This window comes from Chryseobacterium koreense CCUG 49689, from assembly GCF_001045435.1.
Taxonomy (GTDB): Bacteria; Bacteroidota; Bacteroidia; order Flavobacteriales; family Weeksellaceae; genus Kaistella; species Kaistella koreensis.
Map to the genome: position 1 here is coordinate 255,707 of NZ_LFNG01000004.1, position 25,554 is coordinate 281,260.

Annotated in this window: 14 protein-coding genes; 6 read left to right on the forward strand and 8 right to left on the reverse strand. The window is 41.9% G+C overall.

The genetic code is table 11. From position 1 onward, the window contains the following. Positions 1-9: 9 nt before the first annotated feature. From ACM44_RS04055 to ACM44_RS04090, 8 genes are all read right to left on the reverse strand, one after another. The gene (locus ACM44_RS04055) at positions 10-5,436 is read right to left on the reverse strand and encodes an N-6 DNA methylase (RefSeq protein ID WP_024567728.1); all 5,427 of its coding nucleotides are present in this window, start codon (positions 5,434-5,436) and stop codon (positions 10-12) included. Next, the gene (locus ACM44_RS04060) at positions 5,423-5,860 is read right to left on the reverse strand and encodes a DUF1896 domain-containing protein (protein ID WP_024567727.1); all 438 of its coding nucleotides are present in this window, start codon (positions 5,858-5,860) and stop codon (positions 5,423-5,425) included. Before ACM44_RS04060 ends, ACM44_RS04055 begins: the two co-directional genes overlap by 14 nt. A 145-nt stretch (positions 5,861-6,005) precedes the next feature. Beyond that, a complete protein-coding gene (locus ACM44_RS04065) occupies positions 6,006-6,884 on the reverse strand; it encodes an ORF6N domain-containing protein (protein WP_002996058.1) in 879 nt (292 codons plus the stop codon). After that, on the reverse strand, positions 6,884-8,968 hold the full coding sequence (locus ACM44_RS04070; RefSeq protein WP_002996062.1) for a type IA DNA topoisomerase: 2,085 nt from the start codon (positions 8,966-8,968) through the stop codon (positions 6,884-6,886). The genes ACM44_RS04065 and ACM44_RS04070 overlap by 1 nt, the downstream gene beginning before the upstream one ends. Positions 8,969-8,974: 6 nt before the next feature. Continuing rightward, positions 8,975-10,438 (reverse strand): DUF3945 domain-containing protein, encoded by a 1,464-nt coding sequence (locus tag ACM44_RS04075; RefSeq protein WP_002996066.1) that lies wholly within the window; start codon positions 10,436-10,438, stop codon positions 8,975-8,977. 85 nt (positions 10,439-10,523) lie between these two features. Continuing rightward, a complete protein-coding gene (locus ACM44_RS04080) occupies positions 10,524-10,832 on the reverse strand; it encodes a helix-turn-helix domain-containing protein (protein ID WP_002996071.1) in 309 nt (102 codons plus the stop codon). A gap of 11 nt (positions 10,833-10,843) precedes the next feature. Further along, positions 10,844-11,197, reverse strand: a complete 354-nt coding sequence (locus ACM44_RS04085) for a helix-turn-helix domain-containing protein (protein ID WP_002996076.1) — start codon at positions 11,195-11,197, stop codon at positions 10,844-10,846. A 248-nt stretch (positions 11,198-11,445) separates the two neighbouring features. Beyond that, the gene (locus ACM44_RS04090) at positions 11,446-12,291 is read right to left on the reverse strand and encodes an RteC domain-containing protein (protein WP_002996078.1); all 846 of its coding nucleotides are present in this window, start codon (positions 12,289-12,291) and stop codon (positions 11,446-11,448) included. Between the two features lie 422 nt (positions 12,292-12,713). Between ACM44_RS04090 and rimP the strand changes: the two genes are divergently transcribed. From rimP to ACM44_RS04125, 6 genes are all read left to right on the forward strand, one after another. Next, on the forward strand, positions 12,714-13,181 hold the full coding sequence (gene rimP / locus ACM44_RS04100) for a ribosome assembly cofactor RimP (protein WP_048498776.1): 468 nt from the start codon (positions 12,714-12,716) through the stop codon (positions 13,179-13,181). A gap of 62 nt (positions 13,182-13,243) precedes the next feature. Continuing rightward, positions 13,244-14,491 carry a transcription termination factor NusA gene (nusA, locus tag ACM44_RS04105; protein ID WP_048498777.1) on the forward strand — a complete coding sequence of 416 codons (1,248 nt, stop codon included), beginning with the start codon at positions 13,244-13,246 and terminating at the stop codon, positions 14,489-14,491. Between the two features lie 126 nt (positions 14,492-14,617). Further along, positions 14,618-17,392, forward strand: coding sequence for a translation initiation factor IF-2 (gene infB / locus ACM44_RS04110; RefSeq protein WP_048498778.1), 2,775 nt, complete (start codon positions 14,618-14,620; stop codon positions 17,390-17,392). Positions 17,393-17,689: 297 nt separating this feature from the next. Then, entirely contained in the window at positions 17,690-20,740 is a 3,051-nt protein-coding gene (locus tag ACM44_RS04115; protein WP_053215430.1) for a SusC/RagA family TonB-linked outer membrane protein, read from the forward strand. Between the two features lie 13 nt (positions 20,741-20,753). Then, the gene (locus ACM44_RS04120; protein ID WP_048498779.1) at positions 20,754-22,268 is read left to right on the forward strand and encodes a RagB/SusD family nutrient uptake outer membrane protein; all 1,515 of its coding nucleotides are present in this window, start codon (positions 20,754-20,756) and stop codon (positions 22,266-22,268) included. Between the two features lie 311 nt (positions 22,269-22,579). Beyond that, positions 22,580-25,546 (forward strand): SusC/RagA family TonB-linked outer membrane protein, encoded by a 2,967-nt coding sequence (locus tag ACM44_RS04125; protein WP_048498780.1) that lies wholly within the window; start codon positions 22,580-22,582, stop codon positions 25,544-25,546. Positions 25,547-25,554 lie beyond the last annotated feature (8 nt).

Below are 25,554 nucleotides of genomic sequence, written 5' to 3' on the forward strand. Positions count from 1 at the left end.
GTTTTCTTTTCATAGTACGCCTCGTGGCAAATGGATACCTTTAGTTCTGATAATGCTTTCTGACACCTTTGGAGCTTGCTGCTTTTTTTCAGTTTGTTCCGCAGGTTCTTCTACTTGTTTAACAGGTTCTATGGAAAGCTGTATTTTCCTTTCTACGGCAGCCAGTTCAGTTTTAAGTTCGCTTAAACGGGTTTCTTTAGACCACGTACCGTTAACCACTTCCTGAAGCACAGGCAAATCTTTTTGGAACTCGGCAATATTCTCCTGTTCCTTTTTAATATAGACAGGCAGCTTTTCCAAAGCCCTTAAAAAATTCAGTGATGCCGTTTCGGGGTCTTTTGCCATAACACCGTTATTGAACGTGTATTTGATATTGCCCTCGCCCTGTACAAAAAATCGGTTCACACGAATATCCACGCCCTCTTTTTGGGAAACTTCGGTTTTTACCAATAGCTGAAAACCATACAGGCTACCGATTTCTTCATAATCGCCTCCTGTACGTGCTTTGTCCGCAAGCTGGTTAAGTTTTGCACCCGTCTGTTTTACATCGGCATTCGGCGATAAACCGTCCAGCACAAGAGCATTTACAACCGTACCGTCCTGCCGTTTTTGTAACCGTTGCTCTAAGTTTCCCCAATCAAGGCTCATACGGTCAAAGCGTGATTGGGCTTTGTCAAGTTCGGCTGTATAGTCTTCCAATTTATATTTGGCACTGTATTTAGAACGACTGTAAGCCTGCTTTTCGCTTTCCAGTCCGGCAATCTGCTTTTCTATTTTGGCTTTATCCAGCAAGTCGGTATTTCCTGAGAGAATTGCTACATATTCCGAGAAGTTCATACCCGATTTTTCGTCCATACTACCCTCGTCAAGGGTACGCTTACCGAGATTATTATTCTTTAGCTGGTCGATAAAAAGCTGTTTGTTGAATAGCAGGTTGAACTTATAGCTGTCCAGTGATTTTTCTACGGCATAGATAATTACTTGTACTTTGTTGTCCGCAAAATGCTTTGCAATTTCATTGCCTTTTCGGATAGCCCGCCCGTCCCTTTGGGCAAGGTCGCTCGGTCGCCACGGTGTATCCAAATGGTGTACGGCAACGGCTCTTTTCTGTGCGTTTACGCCAGTGCCGAGCATACTTGTTGAACCGAACAGCACACGGATTTTGCCCTCGTTCATTCCTTTGATAAGTTCCTTACGCTGCTTATCATTCTTAGCTTCCTGTATAAACCGGACTTCGTGTGGAGGTATGTTGTGGTCTTCCACGAGCTTGCGTTTAATTTCAGAATATACATTCCATTCACCCGGTTTATAAGTACCTAAATCCGAGAAAATGAACTGCGTTCCTTTTTGCGCATTGTATTGGTGGTAATACTTCGCAATGTTAGCGGCACAATGAGAAGCCTTGTTGTCGGGGTGGTCTTCATAAATATCGCTTACCATTCGCATATCCAACGACATTTTACGGGCGTAGTCCGTAGCAATCAGCATTTTTGCTTTTTCTTCCCGTTGAGAAAGCGGCTCTCTTCCTAATAAAGTGGCATTGCCCGTTTTGGCAAACTGCATCAGGCTTTGGATAAATGCTTCCTGGTCGGGAGTTGGCGGTATGTTGTATAACACCTCATTCTTTTCGGGGCGGTCAATTCCAATATCTTTCGCTGTACGGTAATCCGTGATTTCGGAATAGAATTGAGCCAGTTCCGGTACTTTGATAAAATAGCGGAAACGTTCTTTCGCCACGATATTATTAGCCACCGAAAATTCATAATCGGTGGTCTTACGGGCGTAAATAGCCGCCCACGCATCAAAAGAATGAATGCCTTGCTTTGCCAATGCTCTTGGGCGTAGGTATTTAAACAGCAGATACAACTCTGTCAGTGAATTGCTGATGGTTGTACCCGAAAGAAAAGTAGCACCCATATCCGCATCAATACGGTCTTGGATAGTGCGAATGGCAAAGAGCAGGTTCAAAGCCTTTAGGCTTCCGTCCATATTTCCCAATCCGGCAACCCTTGAATGGCGTGTATTAAAAATGAGGTTTTTAAACTGGTGGCTTTCATCCACAAACAAATGGTCTATGCCCATCATTTTGAAGTCCACCACATCATCTTTACGGTTCTCAATATCGTGTTGCAGGGTTTTCAGCTTTACTTCGAGATTTTCTTTTTGCTTTATCGCTCCGGCAAGCATCCCTCTGGTAACTTCATTTCCTTGCGATTGCAGCACATCGAGGTTACGCTCCACACTGTCCAGTTCTATTTCGAGAATTTCCTTTTGCATTTCGGGCGATTGCGGTATCATAGAAAATTGGTCGTGTGTGAGTATCACGCAATCCCAATCGTTGTTTTTAATATCACCAAAAATCCGCAAGCGTTTTTTAGGCGTAAAATCGTCAATGCCCGGATAGAGTATTTTAGCGTGCGGATAGGCGGTTCTATATGCTTCGGCAATTTCGGGTACGTTCGCTTTCAGCCCGATAATCATTGGTTTGTGAGCCAGCCCCAACCGCTTCATTTCCTGTGCTGCCGTACACATTACCAGCGTTTTTCCTGCACCTACTTCGTGGTCGCAGATAGCACCGTTGTTGAGCTTAATCATCCAAACGGTGTCCTTTTGGCTATCATACAGGTCTTGGATTTTTAACCCCTTGCGGTCTAATCCCGGAAACTCCTGATGTGTTCCGTTATAATTCGGTCGGACGAAACAGTTAAAGGTATCATTGTATTGGTCGGTCAGCCTGTTTTTAAACTCATTGTTTTGGGCGTGGAGCCACTCTGTAAAGGCAGTTCGGATTTCGTCAATCTTGGTGTTTGCCATTTGAATGGCTTCCATATCCCTAACCTTTACTTCCTTATCATCTATTGTGATTTTCTTGGTAATATCAGGCGTAGTATTGACAAGGGCGTGCCTCAGCAGGTTAATCCCGTCAAACGTTCTGCTCTCTGCCTTAACAGCATATTTGTCCCATATATGCACATTCTTCTGTCCACAGGTTACAGAAAAGTCATCGGAGCTTTCGGAATAATGTACACGCACATCCGTATCGAAAAGATGCGAAGCAAAACGGGCATAAACGCCAGTCGGTATCCAGCGTTCGCCGAGGTTAAAGTCCAGCTCTTCAAATTCAATTCGTCTTGGGCGGGCTTCTTCCAAAGCAGTAAGGCTTTCTTTGGCTTGGGCATCATCGGGATTGTTTTCGAGGTAGTTTCTTACATCCGCCGCTTTTTCTACCACGTTACCTGCAATCCAGCGTTCGGCGATTTCATATTCCTGTTGCAAAGGGTTATAGAAAATCCTGCCGTGTAAGGCTTCTTTCAGCACATCGGCAGTCATATTGCTCACTTCGGACATATAGTCCAAATCCACACTTCCGTATTTGTTCAGCGATGCCGCCAACGCTTCATCGGGATTGTCGGTAGCTAATGTTGTGATGGAAAAGCTGACCGGACGGCTGAATATATCCGCTTTGTGTACCACGCCGCCCACCACACGCTCCAGATAAGGCATTTCCTTTCCGGCACTGTCCGTTTTAATGAGCTTGATATTATCGGCGCTATTCAGATTGCCATACCTTTTGATAAAGGCATCGTACAATCGGTTAAGGTTTTCCCTTTCTTCTTTGTGTTCAGTTTGGTGCTGTGCTTCTTTGGTATAAAGCTGTTGGTAAACATCACGTACCTGTATATACGCTTCGGCTCTTGCTTTTTGCGTAGGAGGTAATTGCAACGGGTGGAAGACAGCCGTACCGTCTGCGGTATCTACACTTTGCAGATAACCCACCCAGCCATTATCTACCACAAGGCAATCGTTTCGGTGGAACGATTGCAGTTCGTTACTAAACGGCGCAGGTTCGGGAATGGCGGCAAGAACGGCTACGGGAATGGCTGGCTTATCAGCTTGGCCATTCCCGTTTTGTTGCGAAAACAAATCGCCGATTACTTCCTGTTCTTTGCCATTAAATGTTTTATTGCCATTTGAAACAGGAAGCGTGTAAGGTTGCTGCATTGCAGAACTGAACAGGTCGGGCTGGCGACTGATAGGCATTCGTTTTCTCTGGCTGGTCTGTCTTTTGGCTGATGTTGCTTTTTTTGGCGGAGCAAGGACAGCCACAGTTTCACCTGTATTTTCAAATAGGTCGAAAATGCTTAGCTGTTTTAATTCCTGCGGACTTTCCTGTCTTATCACAGGTGTCGTAAAAAGCTGTTGCTGGGGCTGAATGATTTCACGCTCAACAATGGGAGGCGGAATTACCGGCGTTGGAATTTGTATAAAAGGTTCATCGTGTTGTTCGCCTTTGTATAAAGACAAATTCAGGTGGTTACCAAAATCTTCGGAAAGCATCTCTTTGAGGGCATTTGCAATGCCCTCAACGCCGTCTTTGTGTGTATAGATTAATGCAGGTTGCCCGTAAGGGTCAGTATCTACTTTCCAATGCGTATGTATAATTCTTGTACCGTCCTCAAATAAAGCATTGCTGGGTGTACCATATCCTGTTTTGTTGCTTTGGCAAAACAATTCTTCCGCTTCGGTCAAATTTGGTTTTGCTGTATTCTTTTGCAGGATTATCAGGTCAGAGCCAACCTCTGTACCTGCATAATCTGTAAACAGATTGTTGGGTAAGCGGATAGCTGAAACCAAATTGTTGTTTTCCATTAATGCCCTGCGTATCGGCTCATTATTCGGGCTGTTCAAAATCCCCTGTGAGGTAATGAAAGCCTGCAAACCACCTTCTCGGAGCATATCATTTCCTTTCAAAAAGAAATAGTTATGAATGCTTCGGGCAGCTTGCTCCTTTGCGGGGTTTCTACTTCGGGAGTATGAAAGGTCAAATACAGAGGTATCACCGAACGGGATATTGCTGGCAACAACATCGTAACTGCTTTGTTCCTTTTCGGGGATTTCCTCAAAACCGCTTATGCGGATATTATTTGCGGGATAAAGCTGCTTTAGGATTTTGCCCGTTAGCAAATCTTTTTCGTAAGCAGTAACATTGGCTTTTTGATTTTCCGAAAAGGATTGTATAAATGAGCCGATACCTGCGGAGGGTTCGAGGAATTTATCAATCTTCAAACCGCTATCACGCAATACGGAAGAAACGGCATCTATAACCTCCGGCGGTGTGTAGAATGCTGTGAGTACGGAGCTTCGCATACTGTCCACAAATCGTTTGTATTGCTTTTCGTCTGTGGCATTTTCTTTTAAAACCTGATGCAGCTCCTGCGTAATAGAGAAAAGGTCGTGTTCGGTCTTTCTCCAATTGTTGATGTCCATCTCATATTCAACGGGGTTCAGAACGAATTTAAGACCGCCAAATCCGCTGTATTGCATCATTAGCAGTCTTTCGCCTACGGTGGCTTGTCGGTTCTCCTTTTCCAGTTTAAAAGCAATTCGCAGGGCATCAATATTCTGTTGGAGATGTTGCTTTTTACTGAAGCCCATTTTCGGTTATCCATATTGCGATGGTTCCCGTTATTTCGGTGTAGAGTACATCAAACTCATAACCGTAGGCGAAATCATCGGTCAGTTTATATTTGGCAAAAACAGGCTCGCAAACACGGAACATTTTCAGGGCAAATGGTCGAAGTTCCTCGTCTGCCATTAGGGTATCGAACTCATTGCAGACCACCTGAAAAATGGTATCGAACCTTGAAAAATGTAAGCCCTCAAAGAGAATGTAATTGGCTATTTCGTTGCACTGCTCAATAGCGTTTCCCGAACTGAAAGCACCCTCGTAAGCATTGGCAGCCCACGAAGAACGCTGGTCGATAAATTTGTGGTCGCTGGCTTTTTCAGGAAAGCCTGAATTAAGATGTTCTTGTAGTCGTAATCTGTAATACGACAAGTCTTTTTGCTGTGTACTCATACTATAATTTTGTTTAGAATTTTGCTTGAAGCCTAAAATTATAGCGGTAGATAAGTGCCTTTGAAGAAGTGGCAGGGTTTGGCTTTGTGTGGCAGGATTTGTCGCAATGAGCAATAAAAAACCTCTGAAAATTCAGAGGTTCATTTTATGGATTGTTTAGAATTTGGAGCATCCTGCCGACCTCAATATCCATTCTCGAAAAGGCAAACCATTTTTTGCCCAGGTCTTTGAGAGATGCCCCGATGTGGTATAGTTCTGCATTATCAATAATCAAAAAGCGGTCGTGAGCATCGGAGAAAACCTCAATTTCAATCGGAGCATACTGGCTGTTGTACCGTTGTACATCCAGCCGTAGCTGATTGCTGATAGTTTTGGTATAGATTGTAGCGGTTACATTTTCCTTGCGCTTGCCCAGCAAAGTCAGCACTGTATCGTCCACGTAGTTATCCAGCAGGATAATGGAGCTTTTGGCACTTCGTACAATATCCGACACAAAGGCGTAAGCATCGAAAACCTGACCGTTGTAGAAGATGCCATTTTCGCTGTGGAGCTTGTCGCTTTCCAATGCCTTAAAGATTTCCTCAAATTTTTGGTCGGCTTGTAGTTGTTTCAGTTCTATATTATTCAAACGATGAAACAGCGAAGCATTGCTGATAAGCATTTTCCGCATTTCTACAAAGGCATTCATAATCTCAATGCTGACCTTTACCGCTATATCACTTCGCAACAATGCGGACATCATTGCCACTCCTTGCTCACAAAATGCAAAGGGTAGCGTACGCCTCCCGCCCCGTCCAACGTTTGAAGTGCCAAATTGGTACTTCAAAGATTTTACTTCCTGTTCGCTAAGCTGAAAGCAAAAAGTTTCGGGAAAGCGGTTTTGGTTTCTCTTTACAACCCTGTTTAGGGCTTTTGTTTCTACCTGATAGAGCATTGCTAAATCAGCATCAAGAATAACTTGCTTATCCCTAATGGTATGGATAAGCGGTGCTATTTCCTTTTGGGATATGGTAATATCGGTCATTATCTTTTTGGCTTTTTATTATCAAACTCAAAAGAGGTTTTGCAATCGGCATCCAATACGATATAAGCATCGAATTTCTTTCCTGCCTTGCTTTTCATTCCTTTGATAAGATTGGTTTTCCCTTTATTCACAAGGTTTTCAATATCGGAAATACTGATTTGCACTTCGCACACATTGCGAAACTGTATCCAGCCGCAAACTTCATCGGAGCATTTAACAATCTTATCACGGATAATAAGCTGTTGGCTTTTACATTTCGGACAAACCAATTTAGGGAGGCTGTTTTGAGCAATGGAGGTTTGCAGCAATTCATCGGTAATGGACTTTGCAAAGGTTTCCGTTTCCTTTTGAAAACTTCCGGCATTCGCTTCGTTGTTCTCAATTTTCTGCAAAGCGAGTTCCCATTCTGCGGTCATAGCCACGTCCGCAATTTTTCGGTCTTTAACCAATTCGTAAACCTGCAATCCTTTTTCGGTTGGTATTAAAGATTTTTTTTCTCGTTGGATATAGTTACGGGTAAACAGTGTTTCGATAATGGCGGCTCTTGTAGCCGGAGTACCGATACCGATGTTTTGCAGGGCTTTCCGTTCTTCTTCGTTTTCGATTTCCTTACCTGCGGTTTCCATAGCCGACAAAAGCCCAGCTTCGGTATAAAGCACAGGAGGTTTGGTTTTCTTTTCGAGAATGGCAGCTTCTTTTATTTTAAGTTCATCGCCTTTTTTCAATTCGGGCAAATCCTGTATAGGTTCTGCATCATCTTCCGAAAAATTACCCTTAATCATACGCCAGCCTGCTTCCAAAATTTTACAGCCTTTTACGGTGAAATCATAGTGCATTGCCTGTAAGGAAACATCGGTTATTTCTTTGATGCAGGCTTGCGAAATGGCTTCGAGCAGGCGAAAGGCAATCATATCATACACCGCATTTTCGTCTGCACTCAAAACGGACGGGACTTTATCTGTAATCAACAATCCGTGGTGGTCGGTAACACGCAAATCATTTACAATACGCTTATTGAAACGCCCCCATTTAATTTTGGATAAAGCAGCTTTGCAGGTTTCCCTGTTCTGCAATGCCCTCACGAGGTTGGGAATTTCAGCCCACATATCTTCGGGGATGTATTTGCTCCCGGTACGTGGATAGGTAATGAATTTCTTTTCGTACAGGCTTTGAGCAATATTCAAAGTTTTTTCAGCAGAGAGGTTCAGCTTTTTGTTGGCTTCCTTTTGCAAGCCTGTGAGGTCAAAAAGCAAAGGCGGCTGCTCCGTTATATTCTTATTTTCTACGGAAGTAACTGTTACAGTATTACCATTCCTTTCAATAGATTTTAATGTATCATCTGCCAGCTTTTTATCCTGCCATTTGGTAGCAGAAATACTTTTAAAATCAATTTGCTCTTTGGAGTGGGATAATTGTATCTGCCAATATTTCTGTACGGCGAAATTCTTGTTATCTATATACCGTTTGCAAATCAAAGCCAGTGTAGGCGTTTGCACTCTTCCGAGCGAATAAATACCGTTGCCTGCGGCAATGCTCAATGCCTGTGTAGCATTGATGCCTACGAGCCAATCGGCACGGCTTCTGCCTTGTGCCGCCTGATATAATCCGTCAAATTCCTTTCCGTCTTTTAGGTTGTCAAAGCCCTGTTTAATGGCTTTTTCGGTCAGCGAGCTTATCCAAAGCCGTTTAAAGGGCTTACAGCATTTCAGATACTCATAAATGTACCGAAAGATGAGTTCGCCCTCACGACCTGCATCGGTTGCCACGATGAGGCTTTCACTTTGGTTAAACAGTTTTTCAATCACTTTTAGCTGTTTCAATGCACCAGCATCGGCTTGATAGCCTTTGTCTTTTTTGACTTTGCGAACGGTCAGCATAAAAGGGTTTGGAAGTATCGGCAAGGATGCTTTGTCAAACCCCGAAATGCCGTAATCTTCGGGCATTCCCAATCCTATCAGATGTCCGAATGCCCACGTAACAAAATAGCCGTTACCCGTAAGGTAGCCGTCCTTTTTATCGGATGCTCCCACAAGTCCGGCTATTTCCCTTGCTACGCTTGGTTTTTCTGCAATAATTGTTTTCATTATTCACTATCTTTTTACGCCTTTGGATTTTGCAGGTGCTTTGGGTTTGTTCTGTTGTTCCTGCTGTTTTTCATTTTTGGGTGTTTGCTGCCCCGATTTCAAAGGCTCTTTGATATTCTTGGTTGCTTCGTTGGTTTTTCCCTCGGAATTAACCGCAGTCTGCGTTTTGTGGGCTTCGGTTGGTTTCGCTTGGGCTTTGAGCTTGTCGGGATTTTGGAACGAGAAATCTGTTTTGCCAGTTTCTTTGTTGAGCGTGATGTAGCCCTGATATTTTTGTCCTTTTTTATCTATCAGACCATCTATATAAACAGTTTGTCCAGCTTTGAACTTATTGTATTGTTCATCATCAAGTTCCTTACCTCTAAAAGTTCTCGGAGCTTCCTGCGGTTGGCTTTGCTGATTGTTCTGCCGGTTTTCTTGTGTTTGCTGATTATTGTTACTTCTATCAAACAGAAACTCAACATATCTTTTATCCGCATTAAACTGTACATTGGCACTAAACTCATCGCCCTTTTTAGAAATCATTCCTTCCAAATAAAGCGATTTGCCTTCCATCAAGGTTTGTTTTTGCTCATCGTTCAATTTTACACCCTTAATCTCATCGGGAATTTTGACAAATTCGGTCTTCAGGGCAATCAGCTCATTGGTTAGCCTGTCCACGCTGATAATTGACGGCATCAATTCGCCTGTCTTGGAATTGGTCAAGTCAACCACACGACCCATATTCCCCGTTTCGAGCAGGTTTTTCTTATCCTCATCGGTAAACTTGTGTCCGAAAAACTCAAAGTTCAGGTTAGGCTCTTTCCTGATACCGTGTATCGCTGCCACTACGGTTCCGTCCGGTGCAGTCTGTAAAGACAAACGGGCATCTGTGCGAACAATAGCCCCGCCGAGGTTTACGCTTACAGGTACAAGGTCATTGGTCTTGTAACCTCTTAGCAACGGGTCTAAAAGGTTCATTTTTTCAAGGCGTTCTTTGCCTATTCCGAGATTGTTCATTGTTTCCCAATCAATCTGTTCCGGCTTGTAGCGGTATTCGCTGGTATCCGGTGTTGTCTGTGTTGTTGCCATATCATTTTTATTTTCTTGTTTTTGTTCATTTTCGGGTTCGGCTTTTACCTCGTTCTTTTTCATTTCCTTTTCGCCTTCGGGTGTAGGATTATCTACCTGCTTTTGCATTTCCTTAGCCTTATCTACGGCTTCATCAGCCGATACTTTGAAGAATGAAAAATTGGTCGGATTTTTTAACTGCCTCCAAAAGTTAGAGAAGAAGTTGGAGAACAAATCGCCGTGCTTATCCACACGCATAAACTGGCTTTGGTTTTCCTTTGTGGGGTCAGTAGTCTTCAATTTGCCGTTTTCGTCTATGCCGGTAACCGCCTGTATTTTATTCTTTTGCTTATCCAATACCAGTAATATATCCGATAACTGTTCGGGAGTTTGCTGTTTGTTTTCTGTTTCTTCGCTCATAATCTGAATATTTTAAAGTTCAAATGCCGAATGTATATGAAGCGTTTGCTCACTTGCCTGATATGGCAGTCAAAGGCAGTGTTTGTCATCCATTGGCGTTCAGTTTGGGTAAAGGCGGATTAAAACTTTCCCTGATGAACTGATGCACGTCAGACAGTTTGTAATACAGTTTGCCACTTATGGTGTAATAGGGCAACTTGCCGATGGAGCGATACCGTTGCAGGGAACGGTTGCTGATTTTCAGCATTTGCAGTAAATCCTGATTGTCGAGCAATTCCTCTCCGTCAATGCTGTTGCGTTTCTTTTGTAAGCTGTCTATATTGTCGCCCAGCATATCGAGGCGTTCCATTAGGCGTTCCATCCACGCCAAAAATTCCATTCTGTCAATGTTCATAACCGCACGTTTTAAGATTTACCTGATTTCAGCTTTCTACCTTTCTTGATATAGCTTTTGCCTTTTGCCATAAGCTCCTGTACAAATTCATCATTGCTTTGTATAGCATTGGCATTGAGCATATCCTTGATTGCTCCAATCGTATAGAAGTATTGCCCGTAAAGTTTTGAATAAGCTATTTCGCCTTTGGTACGCATACGCCACAAAGTCTTTTCGCTGATGTGCAGGTATTGGCATACCTCGTGGTTGTTCAGCCACAAGTCATCGTAGCTTGTATCATTTAACCTTTTGAGATAATCGGCAATCGCATTGATACGGCTGTTGAGCTGTTGCCACGCTTCTTCTTCGATAGTGATTATTTTCATTGCATTGCTATTAATGTTCACAATGCAAAATTGCTAAGGGTGGCAAAGTTTGTCTGCCAATGTCTGCCAATTGGTTTGACGGTTTTTTGAAAATTTTTGCAATCGGGAAAAACCCTTGTTTAATAAGGGTTTCGAGGGCTTTTGAATTATTAACTACGTTATTTTGCCTTCATTTGCCAATTGGCAGATATGGGTAAAAAAAAGCAGTACACATAAATGTACTGCTTTGAACCAATGCCTTTTAATAGTCAAAGGTCTTTATCCATATATTCTTCCAATGAAACTTTAAGCTGGTCTAAAAATGCCGTTCGGGAACCTGCACGGGTTTTCATTCTGTGGAAAGCGTGATGTATATCATTTACAGGAGTTCGGAACAGGATTTGAAAAATCAAAGCCAGTTTTCTGATACCGATACTTCCGTGTGAGATAGAACTGGAAGCATACAGGGCATATATCAGTTCGATAAGTGCGTTTTGCGAATTAGTCCACGAAATATCCTTATTCACATCGTCATTTAGTAAAACGAAGTCAGGATTTTCTTCGGGATTGATTTTGTTTAGCAAATAAGTATAGAGTAGTTCATTGGCAATAATATGGGCTATTTTGTTATCGTAATAAGTGGAAAAGCTAAGGTCTATTTCAAAAACTCCGCTATTTAAACCATCGTGGTAATTAATTTTTCCGAGCATAAAATAGCTGTGGTCACGGTCTGTTCTTCCTGCACGGTAGTACCTGTAAAAATAGGTATTGCAAATACTCTCCTTATATTCTGATTTGAGAGATTTTAATTCATTCTCGTAATAACTCTGATGTATTTTCCCTGTGCTGACCGGACAGGTCGTTTCAAATCGAAATACTTTATTGTAGTAGATGAGCTTTCCTAAGATTTGGGGTTTGATGTTCTTAAAAAAGTTAATTTCCTGCTGTTCGTTCTTAAACCCACTTTGCACAATCTTGGCTTTTACTTTAAGAAGCATTTCATTCAGGAATAAGGTCATTTGATACGCCTTTTCCGCCGTTGGCATCAAATCGGAAGCGAGTTTATCTTCTTGATACCTTATTTGCGATAATATTTTACTCAACAGGATTTCCATAGCTTAGTCTTTTAAAAGTTATCACTATCTGTTTCGGAATTACATCTATTGATGATGAACCAAAATTTGGAAAATATACTGGAATAAATATCACAGGTTCCCCACAGTGGGGGAATTTTTTTTCATAATTTTTGTATGAGAGGAAAGAAAAAAAGGGTAAAGCACCTATGTACTTTACCCTTTATTTTTTTATATTTGCAGTATTGATTTACAAGGTAATCAGATGAAAGCGAGTGCAGTAAGCACCATTACTAAATCGTTACCGATTGGATTTCCCACTCTTGTAAACTACTCTTTATTAGCCACTTTGGGCTATATTAATCTTTTTCATATAAAATACCTATCTTTGCAACCGGATTTACGGAAAAGAATGAAAAGGCCTTCGGAAGAAAGCCTTTTTTCGTACCGAAATAATTGAGATTATGGATTTCAGAAGTAGAATTGAAGAATTATTAAACGGCTTTCTTGCAGAAAGAACAGATTTGTTCCTGATTGATCTGAAAATTTCGGCAGGTGATGATGTGACGGTGATTTTGGATGGTGACCAAGGCGTTTCACTTCAAGATTGTTTGGATGCAAGTCGCGCTATTGAATTCAATATGGATCGGGAAGAGCGCGATTTTTCCTTGCAGGTGATGAGTGCCGGATTGAGCGAGCCGCTGAATTCTGAGCGGCAGTTTAAAAAGAATATAGGTCGCGAGTTGGATGTCCTTCTGAAAGACGACACCAAAATAGAAGGCGAATTGCTGAAAGTGGAGGAAGACAAAATCACTTTGGTTCTGCGTTACCGAAAACCAAAAGAGATTGGAAAAGGAAAAGTGGATGTGGTGGAAGAAAAAGAAATTCCCTACACCGAAATAAAAAAAGCACTTGTTGCGATAAAATTTTAACATAACTTAGGATTGATCGTGATTTACTCATTGATCAATTATCAATTATCATTTATAATATTATGAACGGTTTAGCACTGATAGAAGCATTTGGCGATTTCAAGGAAGAAAAAAGCATCAGCAAAACGGAATTGATGGCAATCATCGAGGATTCACTGAAAACCCTTTTGAGAAAGAGGTTTGATTCCGATGACCATTTTGATGTAATTGTGAATCCTGACAAAGGAGATTTCCAAATCTTTTTAAATAAAACCATCGTGGAAGACGAGATGTCTGAAGACGACGATTTGGAAATTGAAATTTCCGAAGCCAAGAAAATCGATCCCACTTTCGAAGTGGGTGAAGACTACACTGTGGAAATTCCAATTGAGCAACTTGGAAGAAGAAGTATTTTGACCTTAAAGCAAATTTTGGCCACCAAATTGCAGGAGCACAACAATGCGGTTTTATACGAACAGTTCCACGACAGAATCGGCGAAATCGTGGTGGGCGAAGTTCACCATATCCGTCATAAACATGTGATCTTGCTTGATGATGAAGACAATGAGTTCATCTTGCCAAAAGAAAACCAAATCCCATCAGACTTTTTCAAAAAAGGAGAAAACATCCGGGCAATCGTGGAAAGTGTTGATTTCAAAGGTGCAAAGCCGCAAATCATCGTTTCCAGAACCGCTCCCAAATTCCTGGAAAAATTATTGGAATTAGAGATTCCAGAAATCCAGGACGGAACCATCATTCTGAAAAAAGTAGTGAGAATTCCGGGTGAAAAAGCAAAAATTGCAGTAGATGCTTATGACGACAGGATCGATCCGGTTGGAGCTTGTGTAGGTGTGAAAGGTTCCAGAATTCATGGCGTGGTTCGTGAATTGAAAAATGAAAACATCGATGTGATCCAGTGGTCTAAAAACCCTGAAATCATGGTAAAAAGAGCACTTGGAAATGTGACGGTGAACAAAATTGAAATCAATCCGGAAACGAATTATGCCTTGGTTTACACGCCAGTGGAAGAGATTTCCAGAGTCATCGGTAAACAGGGACAAAATATCCGGCTGGCTTCTTGGCTGAGTGGTTACGAGATCGACGTTTACAGAGAAACCAGCGAAGACGATGATGTGGAATTGAAGGAGTTTGCCGGAACAGGAGAAGGCGACATCGAGCAATGGATCATTGACGAGTTCCAAAAGGTAGGACTGAACACTGCGAAAAGCGTTTTAGATAAAGATACAGACGACCTCTTGAACATGACCGATTTGGAAGAAGAAACCATCGAGGAAGTGAAACAGATTTTGAGGGAAGAATTCGAGGATTAATCCTTAAGAAATTATATTTCGATCGTTTGTCTGGAATTAAATTGTCTTTAAATCTGCAAAAAAACAGCATTAAAGTTAAAATAGGTTAACTTTGCCAAAATTTTTAAATAAAAGTATAGATTATACATGCCCAAAATTAGAGTAAATAAAGCGTTAAAGGAATTCAATATTTCATTGGACCGTCTCAAGGATTTTCTGAAAGAAAAGAAAATCGAATTTGACGGAAGCTTGAACGCGCAATTGGATGAATCGGCATATGATGCGTTGAGCGGGGAGTTTGCGAAAGACAGCGAACAAAAGAAAGCTTCGCACGAGGTGGTGATAACGAAGGTTCCGGAAGAGAAACTGGAAATTGAACCTTCTAAACCGGAAGTGATCCGCGCCAAAGCATCCCTGAAACCTGAAACAAAAATTTTGGGTAAAATCGATTTGGATCCTAAAAAACCTGAACCTCAGAAAGAGGAAGAACCGGAACCCAAAGTGGAACCGGTAATTGAGGCGGTCACGGAGAAGCAGGAATTCAAGATTTTGGATAAAATTGACCTTTCAAAAATAGAGGGACACAAACCAAAACCAACTAAAGAGGCGGTGGTTGAAAAGCAGGAGAAACCAGAAGAAACTCCAGCTATAAAAGTGGAAACTCCGAAAGCCGAGGAAACCCCTAAAACACAGGCAAAACAAGAACCGGAAATTCAGCAGCCTGAAAAAATAGAGACGGTTTACCAAAAATTAGACGGGCCGAAAATTTTGAAACAAACCGTTGACTTGTCACAGTTCAACAAACCAAAAAGCAGTTCCGTTGCGAAGAAAAAAAGAAAACGCATCGAAAAGCCTGGAACACCCGGAACCGGAAATCAGCAAAGCCAGGGTGGTGCGCAAGGAAACAGACCACCACAAGGACAGGGCGGAAACCGTGGAGGAGGAGCTCCACACGGCGGCGGACAAAATAGAAAAGGCGGAAGCAGAAGAAATGCTCCGACCATGCCGGTAGAACTGACCGACGAGCAGGTTAAAAACCAAATTAAAGAAACCCTGGAAAAACTTACCCAAAAAGGAGGTAAAAACAAAGGGGCAAAATACAGAAAAGAGAAGAGAGTTTTCAGAAGGGAACAGGATGAACTTCAGCAGGAACTGGATGCAGCAGACAGAACTTTGAAGGTGACGGAATTCATCACCGTTGGAGAATTGGCAAGCTTAATGAACGTGAGTCCAACCGAAGTGATTTCCGCATGTTTCTCACTTGGAGTGATGGTGACCATGAACCAGCGTTTGGAAGCAGACACCTTGCTCTTGGTAGCAGATGAATTCGGGTACAAAATCGAATTCTCCGATGCGGATCTGGAAGAGTCGGTTGCTGAAGAAGAACCTGATTTGGAAGAGGATTTGGTGCCTAGAGCTCCAATTGTAACCGTAATGGGACACGTGGACCACGGGAAAACTTCCCTACTGGACTATATTCGAAAAACAAACGTGATCGCTGGTGAATCCGGTGGAATCACTCAGCACATCGGTGCATATAACGTGAAACTGGAAAACGGTCAGCGAATCACTTTTCTAGATACTCCGGGTCACGAAGCGTTTACCGCGATGAGGGCGAGAGGAGCACAAATCACCGATATCGTAATCATCGTGATTGCTGCCGATGACGATGTGATGCCGCAAACCAAAGAAGCGATTTCCCACGCGCAAGCTGCGGGAGTTCCGATGATTATCGCTTTAAACAAGGTGGATAAACCCAACTCCAATCCGGATAAAATCCGAGAACAACTTTCTGCCATGAATATTTTGGTGGAAGAATGGGGCGGAAATGTACAATCGCAAGAAGTTTCGGCGAAGTTTGGTAACAATATGGATCAGCTTCTGGAGAAAGTTCTTCTTCAGGCGGAAATGCTGGAACTGAAGGCAAACCCTAATAAACTTGCAAACGGAGTGGTAATTGAAGCATCCCTGGATAAAGGACGGGGTTATGTAACCACGATGTTGGTTCAATCCGGAACTTTGAAAGTAGGAGATTATGTCTTGGCCGGAAAAAATCACGGTAAAGTTAAAGCGATGCTGGATGAAAGAGGAAAACCTATGCAGGAAGCCGGACCTTCGATCCCAGTAACCATTTTGGGATTGGATGGAGCGCCTACAGCAGGGGATAAATTCAGGGTTTTTGAAGATGAAAGGGAAGCGAAAACCATTGCGACTAAGAGAGAGCAATTGCAACGTGAGCAATCTATCAGGACGAAAAAACACCTTACTCTTGATGAACTTGGGCGACGAATCGCGCTGGGCGACTTCAAGGAACTCAATATTATCCTTAAAGGTGATGTGGATGGTTCAGTGGAAGCGCTTTCTGATCAGTTGCAAGGTTTGTCCACCGAGGAAATCAGCGTAAATATCATTCACCAGGGAGTTGGTCAGATTACCGAATCGGATGTACTATTGGCAGCGGCTTCGGATGCGATCATGATTGGTTTTAATGTGAGAGCCGGTGCAAATGCAAAAGATTTGGCGGACAAGGAAGAAATCGAGATCAGAACTTATTCCGTAATCTACGCCGCTATCGATGATGTGAAAGAAGCTATGGAAGGCATGTTGTCGCCAGAAATTAAAGAACAGGTGATCGGAAACGTGGAAATCCGTGAGGTTTTCAAAATTTCTAAAGTAGGATCAATCGCAGGATGTATGGTGCTAAGCGGTAAGGTCACCAGAAACTCTAAAATCAGATTGTTGAGAGACGGCATCGTGAAATTCGACGGGGAGCTGGAAAGCTTGAAGCGATTCAAGGACGATGTGAAAGAAGTAACGAAAGGCTACGAATGTGGATTGAACATCAAGGGATATAACGATATTGAAATCGGCGATATACTGGAAGTTTATGAAGAAGTAGCGGTGAAGAAGAAATTGAAATAACTCATTTCTTCGATATCAAGTAATTCTTTAAGCCTGTCTTCGGACAGGCTTTTTTTGGTCATTAGTGTAAAATGTAAAGGTTCTAAATAGAAATATTAATGTTGCAGAACAGATAGCAAAACCGATAGAGGTCTAAGGAAAAGTAAACAAAGCGAAGCTAACGATGAGGTTTGTTTAATCTCAAGCTGGCCTGATGATTTTTTCGCCATTTTTTTTAAGCGAATAGATTTTTCCGGTAATTGTTTAGGTTAAATATTATTGACATATTTGCCGGCTAAATATTAAAATAATATTAAAATGAATGTGAGATTAAAAGTTTTGACAGCCGGAGCTCTATTCTTTATAGGTGGCCAGTTTGCACTGGCGCAGAAAGATAGCGCAACGTCTAAAGAAATTGATGAAGTAATCATTGTAGGCTACACTGCAGTGAAAAAAGAAGACTACACGGGTTCTGTTTCGAAGGTGTCCACGGAAAACATTTCAAAGAAGAATGTCTCCAATGTGGCGCAAGCCTTGACAGGTGAGGCGGCCGGTGTTCGGGTAATGACCTCTTCAGGTCAGCCTGGATCGGAACCGGATATCCGAATCAGAGGATTTGGATCGGTGAGTGGAAACAGAGAGCCTTTATATGTGTTGGATGGTTTGCCATACAACGGGAATGTGTCTGCACTGAACCCAGAGGATATCGAAAGCATGACTGTATTGAAAGATGCGGCTGCAACAGCAATTTATGGTTCCAGAGGATCAAATGGAGTGGTGATGATTCAATCCAAAAAAGGAAAGGCCGGAAAAGATTTGATCACGATTGAAACGAAAATTGGATTTAACAGTCCACTGATTCCTAGGTATGATGTAATTACTAGTCCTGAACAATATATTGGACTTTCATGGGAGGCACTATATAATCAAGGCAAATTAAGTGGATCAGCAGATCCGGTTGCATATGCGAACGCCCGATTGTTCTCATCTGCGGGGATTAGACCGCAATATAATATGTGGAATGCTACGGCAGGAGAACTGATTGATCCGGCAACCCACCAAGTGAGACCGGGAGTTACCAGAAAATATGATCCTGAAAACTGGAAGGACTATGGTTTCCAGACCTCAATGCGAAGCGAAACTAATTTGAGTATCAGTGGTGGTGAAGGAAAAACCACTTACTATACAGGTTTAGGTTATTTGAAGGACGAAGGTTACGTGATCAATTCCAACTATGAACGTTACAGTGGGCGACTTAATTTGACCCATCAGGCAAAACCTTGGCTGAAAGGAGAGTTTAATCTTGGATATGCCTATTCCAACACTAATAGAAACGGCCAATCTGCAGATAGTGGAAGCATTTTCTGGTTTGTGGATAATATTCCATCAATCTATCCACTTTTCCTTAGAAATGCGCAAGGTCAACTTGTAAATGATCCTGTTTTCGGTGGTTACCAGTATGATTATGGTACGGGTAGAGGATTTGGTGCGCTTACCAATTCTATTGCAGATGCCACATATGACTTGGACAACAGGAAAAAACATGAGATTAATGGAAACTTTTTCCTAAAGGCAGATCTCATGAAAGGGTTGAGTATAGAAACCCGATTCGGAGGACAATATTACAATAACTCGAGAAACGATTATAGCAATCCATATTATGGAAGTGCCGCATCCATGCTTGGGTCTTTATATAAAGTAAGAACGGAATTGTTCTCTTGGAATTTCTTGCAGCTGGCTAGATATATGAACCGATTTGGTGATCACGGAGTACAGGCCTTTGCTGCTCACGAAACTACTGATTGGAAGTACAACTACCTTTCTGCATCAAAATATGGGCTTATCATTCCGGATGGCTCAGAGTTTAACAACGCAATCAATCAAAGTCCGGCATATTCTTATATCTATAACTACACGCTCGAAAGTTACTTTGGTCAAGTGATGTATGATTATAACAATAAGTACTTGTTTTCTGGTAGTGTTAGACGCGATGGAAGTTCTAAGTTTTTGTTTAACAAATGGGATACCTTCTACTCCGTTGGATTGGGTTGGGTAGTGAACAGAGAAGACTTCATGAGAAACATCAGCTTTTTTAACCGTTTGAAACTGAAGGCCAATTACGGAACTGTGGGTAACCAGTCATTGGTGTCAAAATATGCAGGTGATCAAAATATGGGATATTACCCGGGTTACAATGTGTATAACCCAGGAAACTTTATGGGTCTCCCTTCAGCAGCATTTGACAGAATCGGATACCCAGATCTGACTTGGGAAAAATCAAAGATTTTTGACGTGGGTGCAGAGTTTACTTTGTTTAAGAATAGAATCATCGAGGGATCCTTTGATTATTTCCATAAAACCACAGACAATCTGATCTTTGATAAGAGGCTTGCGCCATCCACAGGTAATGCCATTACCAAAGTAAATGATGGATTGATGATTAACCAAGGTATTGAGTTTGCTTTAACGGGTCATATTATCAACAAAGAAAATTTCTATCTGGATCTCTCCATAAATGGTGAGCATTTGAGAAACAAATTGACCAGAATGCCGATTGATTACGGTACCGGACTGGAAAAAGTTCTAGATATTTCTGAGGCAGGATTTGGTAGAGCCGCCGGCCATTCACTTTATGATTATTACATGAGAGAATGGGCAGGTGTAAATCCAGACACTGGTGCTGCACAATGGACTGTTCACTATGTAGATGCGAATAGCAATGGTAAGTTTGATTCCGGGGAACAAATTACTTCGCTCCATGAGTATATGGCTCAAAATCCTAATGCGAACGTGCAGGAAGGGACCACAGAGGTCTATGCGCAGGCCACGCAAAAATTCATTGGGAAATCTGCCATTCCAGATCTTCGTGGTGCGTTCTCTTTGAATGCCGGATATAAAGCGTTCTCCATTTCCGCTCAATTCTTGTATGGTATCGGTGGATATTCTTATGATGATGCCTATGCCAACTTAATGCATAACTCGGTGGTAGGAAATAACAACTGGCATCAAGATATCACCGACAGATGGCAAAATCCTGGGGATATCACTAATGTTCCAAGATTGACCAGTAATCTAGCCGGAGACAACAACTTCAACAGTATGTCTACAAGATTCTTGACAAAATCTGATTATTTGGTACTGAACAACGTGAGAGTGGCCTATAACTTACCTGGTCAATATGCCAGATCAATTGGGTTCAATGGATTAACACTTTCTGTGTCTGGAGACAATTTGTGGCTGCAGACGAAACGAACAGGTTTCAACCCCACCACTTCCGAAACTGGTGGCCGGTCAAATGATGGAGCAAGTACAATGTACAGATATTCTCCACTTTCAACAATTACATTTGGTGTAAAAGCAACCTTTTAATTAAATTAAAGACATGACAAAGAAAATAATATTAAGTGCCATTTTAGGACTTTTAGTAACGCTCACCTCCTGTAGAGAGGAATTCTTGCAGAGTGAACCTACAGAAACACTTTCAAACCCGCCAGCACAGGCGAAGTTATATGGTTTGTATCAAATGATGGTTAATACCGGAACTGGGGGAACTACCGGACATGATGATTATGGGCAAAAAGGTTATGATCTGCTATCGGATCTCTTATCCTCTGACATGGTTTTAAGTGGTGTCACCTACGGATGGTACCGGAATGTTGCGAACCTTACCGCTCCGGTGGACTATACGCAAAATACAAATTACCAGCCTTGGAGATATTATTACAGGATTGGATATGCCGCTAATGACGTGATTTCCGGGCTAGGTGGCAATGAAGCTGTCCCAGCCAATAATACCGATAAATTTGCAATGGGTCAGGCGAAGGCAATGAGAGCCTATTCCTATTTCTATCTATTGCAATTATTCACTCCAAAATACGATCCAGACGCGAAATCCATTCCATTATACACCGATACTAGCGTCATCTCGAAACCAAGAGCTAAGCAATCTGAAGTATATGCACAGATCGTAAAAGATCTCACTGAAGCAATTCAGCTGCTTGATGGTTTCAGCAGAGCAAACAAGGGTATCATTAACAAATCGGTAGCGCAGGGACTCCTTGCATATACTTACGCCGCGATGGGAGGAAATGAAAACAATGTGAAGGCAGCAGCTTTAGCACAACAGATTATGGCGGCATATCCCGTGACAAGCAGATCAGAGGCTGTTTTCTCCGTCGATTCAGGATCTGGAGGAGGATTCAATGATTTAAGTACCAATAGCTGGATGTGGGGATATGATATCTCCGAGGCAAACGGTCTGGATTTGATCAGTTGGTGGGGACAGGCAGATATTTTCACCTATTCCTACGCATGGGTGGGAGACGCCAAATCGATTGATTTAGGATTATATGGTTCCATTAGGGCAGATGATATCAGAAAACAGCAGTTTGTCACAATTGATGAAGTAGCCCCTACTCCTGCAAATCCTTTAGGATATGTTTATCTTCCCGCTACCCAAGATGGTGACTATCCAGCAGTGCCGGCAAATAAATTTTATGCGCCTGGAAGGGTGATCGGGGGCCAAAGAATTATCACATCTGACTATATGTTCATGCGTTCCGACGAATTTTATTTGCTTGCCGCAGAAACGCTGGCGAAATCTGGCAGTGAAGCGCAGGCTAAAACAATCTTGAAAAATTATTTAAGCAATAGATTAGACGATACAAGTTATATCGATGCACTGAGCGGTGTTGCATTGCAAAAAGAAATCTATCTTCAGACTAGAATCGAACTTTGGGGAGAGGGTAAAAGTTATTTAGCGATGAAGAGGAATCAGGCCACCATCACTAGAGGACCAAATCATTTGTTCTTCATGGGGCAGTCATTTAACTTTGATGATCCCAAATTGACTTTATCAATTCCTCAGGCTGAAGTTAATAACAACCCGAACCTTTAACTTTTGCTTAAGATTACATTTCAACATGTTGAAATAATATTTTCGAAATAAAGCAATATCAGTTAAATTTTTTCACAAACTGCGTCAACCGACGCAGTTTGTTTTTTTTAATGGCCTCCATGAATCGGCTATCAAATTTAATGCTTCATTAACACTTGTGATTTTCCCGTTAAGATTTTACTGAAATAGTATAGTGCTTGATATGGAAATGATAAGCAGTTCGAAAAAAGAATGGGGATAATTAAATTCCATTTGCATATCTTAAAAAAAATTAACATATTTGCCCATTAAAATATTAAAATAGTGTTAATATGAATGTAAAACTACGAGTTTTAAGTATCGGTGTGTTGTTTTTCGCAGGAGGCACGCTGATCGCTCAGAAAACAAAAAAGGACACTGCAACCAAGACAAGAGAAATTCAGGAAGTTGTTTTGATTGGAGGGATTAAACTAGATCCTGCCCAGAAAGTGGGTGCATACAACACCGTATCTAAAGCGAATTTTGAATCCACCCCATTTTCATCCGTTGACGACGTGTTGAACGGGAGGGTTGCCGGTTTGAACTTCTCCTCTGCGAGTGGTGATCCGGGATCTTCGAATATGGTTACCATCCGTGGTGTAAGTTCCCTTCTGGGTACTCCAAACCCGTTGTATGTGATCGACGGTGTGATCGTAGGAAAAGGAGCAGATAATGCTTCACTGATGGAGTCATGGAATCCGCTTTCCGCATTGGACCCGAATGCAATTGAAAAGGTGGACGTGTTGAAAGATGCTTCTGCAACTGCATTGTACGGTTCCAGAGGTGCCAATGGGGTGATTTTGATCACCACGAAAAAAGGTAAATACAACCAAAAAACACGATTCGAGTTCTCTACTGAAACAGCCGTTCAAGACCGCGCATTTGATAAAATGAAGCTGATGAATGGTGAAGAATACTTGAAGTATGGTGGAATCCTGATGTGGAACTCGCAGGGACAACCAAATACAGAACTGGCCAACGTGCAGTTCAGTAATTTGGCAGAAGCCACACAGTATTATTTTGATAATTACATTCCGGATGATGAACCGATTAAGCAAACAAGACAATTTACCGATTGGGTAAAGGTGATCAACAGAACAAGTGCTGTGGTCAATACCTATAACTTCTCCGCATCAGGAGGAGGTGAAAATACCTCATTCAGGTTAGGTGGATCTTATTATGAAAATCTTCCGTTGGTGAAAACATCATCTTTTGACCGAATCAGTATCAATGCTGCTTTGGACCACAAAGCTTCGGAAAAATTGAAATTTGGATTGAACCTTAACTATTCCAATATCAACAGGAATACCTACATGGGAGGTAGGGCTTCTGCAAACCCGGTAACTTCTTCTATCATGTTGTCACCATGGAGATCAGTCTTTATTGATGGAAAATATAATGAGGAATCATGGCCGAAAGATCCAAACGAGATGACCTCAGGTTTCAATCCACTGGGAATCTTGAACGAAACGAGCCAGAATTCCGTAATTAATACCATTATCGGCTCGGTAAATATGGACTACCAGTTTGCTAAGAACCTTTATTTCAATTCACTTTTTGGAACACAAGTGCAGATGATGAAAGAAATGCAGATCGTTCTAAAAGGACACCCGGTTTACACCAACATGAACCCGGATCAAGGTTTCTTTGCAGATTTGCGTACTCAGCAGTTTGACTGGAACTGGTCAAACACAGTTTCCTATAGAAATATCTTTAATGGAAGACATAATGTTCAAGTATATTTGGGTACTGAATACCAGGATCACAAATACAATAACTTGCAAGCTTGGTCTATAACAATGAATGATCCAAGACCATATTTTGGATTCTCTGATGTGCAGTATGCCTATAATTCAGATCAGGAATGGAAACAAATTTCCTATTTCAGCCGATTGAATTATACGCTTGACAGTAAATATACCCTTTCTGGGCAGTTAAGAAGAGACGGTAACTCTACTTTGGGAGAAAATAAATTTGGTAATTTCTGGTCTGTTGGAGCTTCCTGGAACCTTGGAAATGAATCATTTGTTCCAAAAGGCATTTCATCAGCAACATTGCGTGCGAGCTACGGGGTATTAGGGAATATTCCATATGCTGACCAATGGAACAGCCAGTACAACCAGTTTGCGACACTAGGTTATGGCTCTACAGGATGGGGGCCATATACAGGTAATGCATCGGTTTCTTTTCCTGGAAATAAAGATTTGAAGTGGGAGGAGTCAAAACACCTTGATATAGGTTTGGATTTCGGAGTGTTCAATGACAGATTGAAATTCTCTATTGACGTATATGATAAGATTACAAAGGATGCCATTTTCTACGCAGTTCCTGCATCTGAAACAGGAGGACCTGGAGAATACTATGATAACGTAGGAACGATCAATAACCGTGGAATTGATTTTACGATGGATGCGGTTGCAGTTAGGAATGAGAATTTCTCTTGGAATGTCAATGCAACAGCTTCTTACAATAAGAACATGCTCAGAAGTCTAAACGTTGAGTTATATGAATTCCCGGGAACTTCTGATGGCACTAATGATTTAGTAGCTCTTGCTCCAGGACATATTTTTGGGGAATATTATACTTGGTTATGGGCGGGAGTTGCTCAGCAAGCAGATCCATCAAAAGGAATCAAAGCAGGTGATGGATTATGGTTCACGGACGAAACCATGTCTGATGTTACTAATAATAAAGCAAATGCCCAGAAAGCTTGGCTCGGGAAAAATGCATTCCCGCTTTACAATATTGGTATCTCAAACGAATTCAAGTACAAAAATGTAACTTTGAGCTTCTTGATTTCTGGACAGTTTGATTTTTACGTACAAAACGGGGTGCGTTCTTACACATTCCACGATGGAAGATTCCCGAACAGAAACCAGGTCACCGATGCATTATATGATTCGTGGACCGATGCACCGGGAGCTGAAAACTACAGCACAAACAACCCGAAAGCCATCTTGGGTAACCCAACGAGTTCCCGACTTGAATCTTCTAGATTTATCAGCAAGGGAGACCACTTAAGGTTGAAAGAGTTGAGAATTGCATATTCCTTCGGAAGCTTATTCAAAGAACAAACAGGAATCAATAATTTGACGATTTATGCTCGTGGAACGAACTTGTTGACCTACGTTTTTGATAAAACGCTGAACTATGATCCAGAGTCCACCTCAAACTCCTGGTCATGGATCGGGAAGGGAAGATATTGGTATTCTTCACCAGTAGTGAGAACAATATCATTTGGTGTTCAACTAGGTTTTTAATTTAAAGA

What these genes read in the sequence shown, in the direction of transcription:
- ACM44_RS04075 (WP_002996066.1), bottom strand. Translation starts at nt 10,438, where the DNA reads ATGAGCGAAGAAACAGAAAACAAACAGCAAACTCCCGAACAGTTATCG.
- ACM44_RS04090 (WP_002996078.1), bottom strand. Translation starts at nt 12,291, where the DNA reads ATGGAAATCCTGTTGAGTAAAATATTATCGCAAATAAGGTATCAAGAA.
- ACM44_RS04115 (WP_053215430.1), top strand. Translation starts at nt 17,690, where the DNA reads ATGAATGTGAGATTAAAAGTTTTGACAGCCGGAGCTCTATTCTTTATA.
- ACM44_RS04055 (WP_024567728.1), bottom strand. Translation starts at nt 5,436, where the DNA reads ATGGGCTTCAGTAAAAAGCAACATCTCCAACAGAATATTGATGCCCTG.
- ACM44_RS04120 (WP_048498779.1), top strand. Translation starts at nt 20,754, where the DNA reads ATGACAAAGAAAATAATATTAAGTGCCATTTTAGGACTTTTAGTAACG.
- ACM44_RS04070 (WP_002996062.1), bottom strand. Translation starts at nt 8,968, where the DNA reads ATGAAAACAATTATTGCAGAAAAACCAAGCGTAGCAAGGGAAATAGCC.
- ACM44_RS04080 (WP_002996071.1), bottom strand. Translation starts at nt 10,832, where the DNA reads ATGAACATTGACAGAATGGAATTTTTGGCGTGGATGGAACGCCTAATG.
- ACM44_RS04125 (WP_048498780.1), top strand. Translation starts at nt 22,580, where the DNA reads ATGAATGTAAAACTACGAGTTTTAAGTATCGGTGTGTTGTTTTTCGCA.
- rimP (WP_048498776.1), top strand. Translation starts at nt 12,714, where the DNA reads ATGGATTTCAGAAGTAGAATTGAAGAATTATTAAACGGCTTTCTTGCA.
- ACM44_RS04065 (WP_002996058.1), bottom strand. Translation starts at nt 6,884, where the DNA reads ATGACCGATATTACCATATCCCAAAAGGAAATAGCACCGCTTATCCAT.
- infB (WP_048498778.1), top strand. Translation starts at nt 14,618, where the DNA reads ATGCCCAAAATTAGAGTAAATAAAGCGTTAAAGGAATTCAATATTTCA.
- ACM44_RS04085 (WP_002996076.1), bottom strand. Translation starts at nt 11,197, where the DNA reads ATGAAAATAATCACTATCGAAGAAGAAGCGTGGCAACAGCTCAACAGC.
- nusA (WP_048498777.1), top strand. Translation starts at nt 13,244, where the DNA reads ATGAACGGTTTAGCACTGATAGAAGCATTTGGCGATTTCAAGGAAGAA.
- ACM44_RS04060 (WP_024567727.1), bottom strand. Translation starts at nt 5,860, where the DNA reads ATGAGTACACAGCAAAAAGACTTGTCGTATTACAGATTACGACTACAA.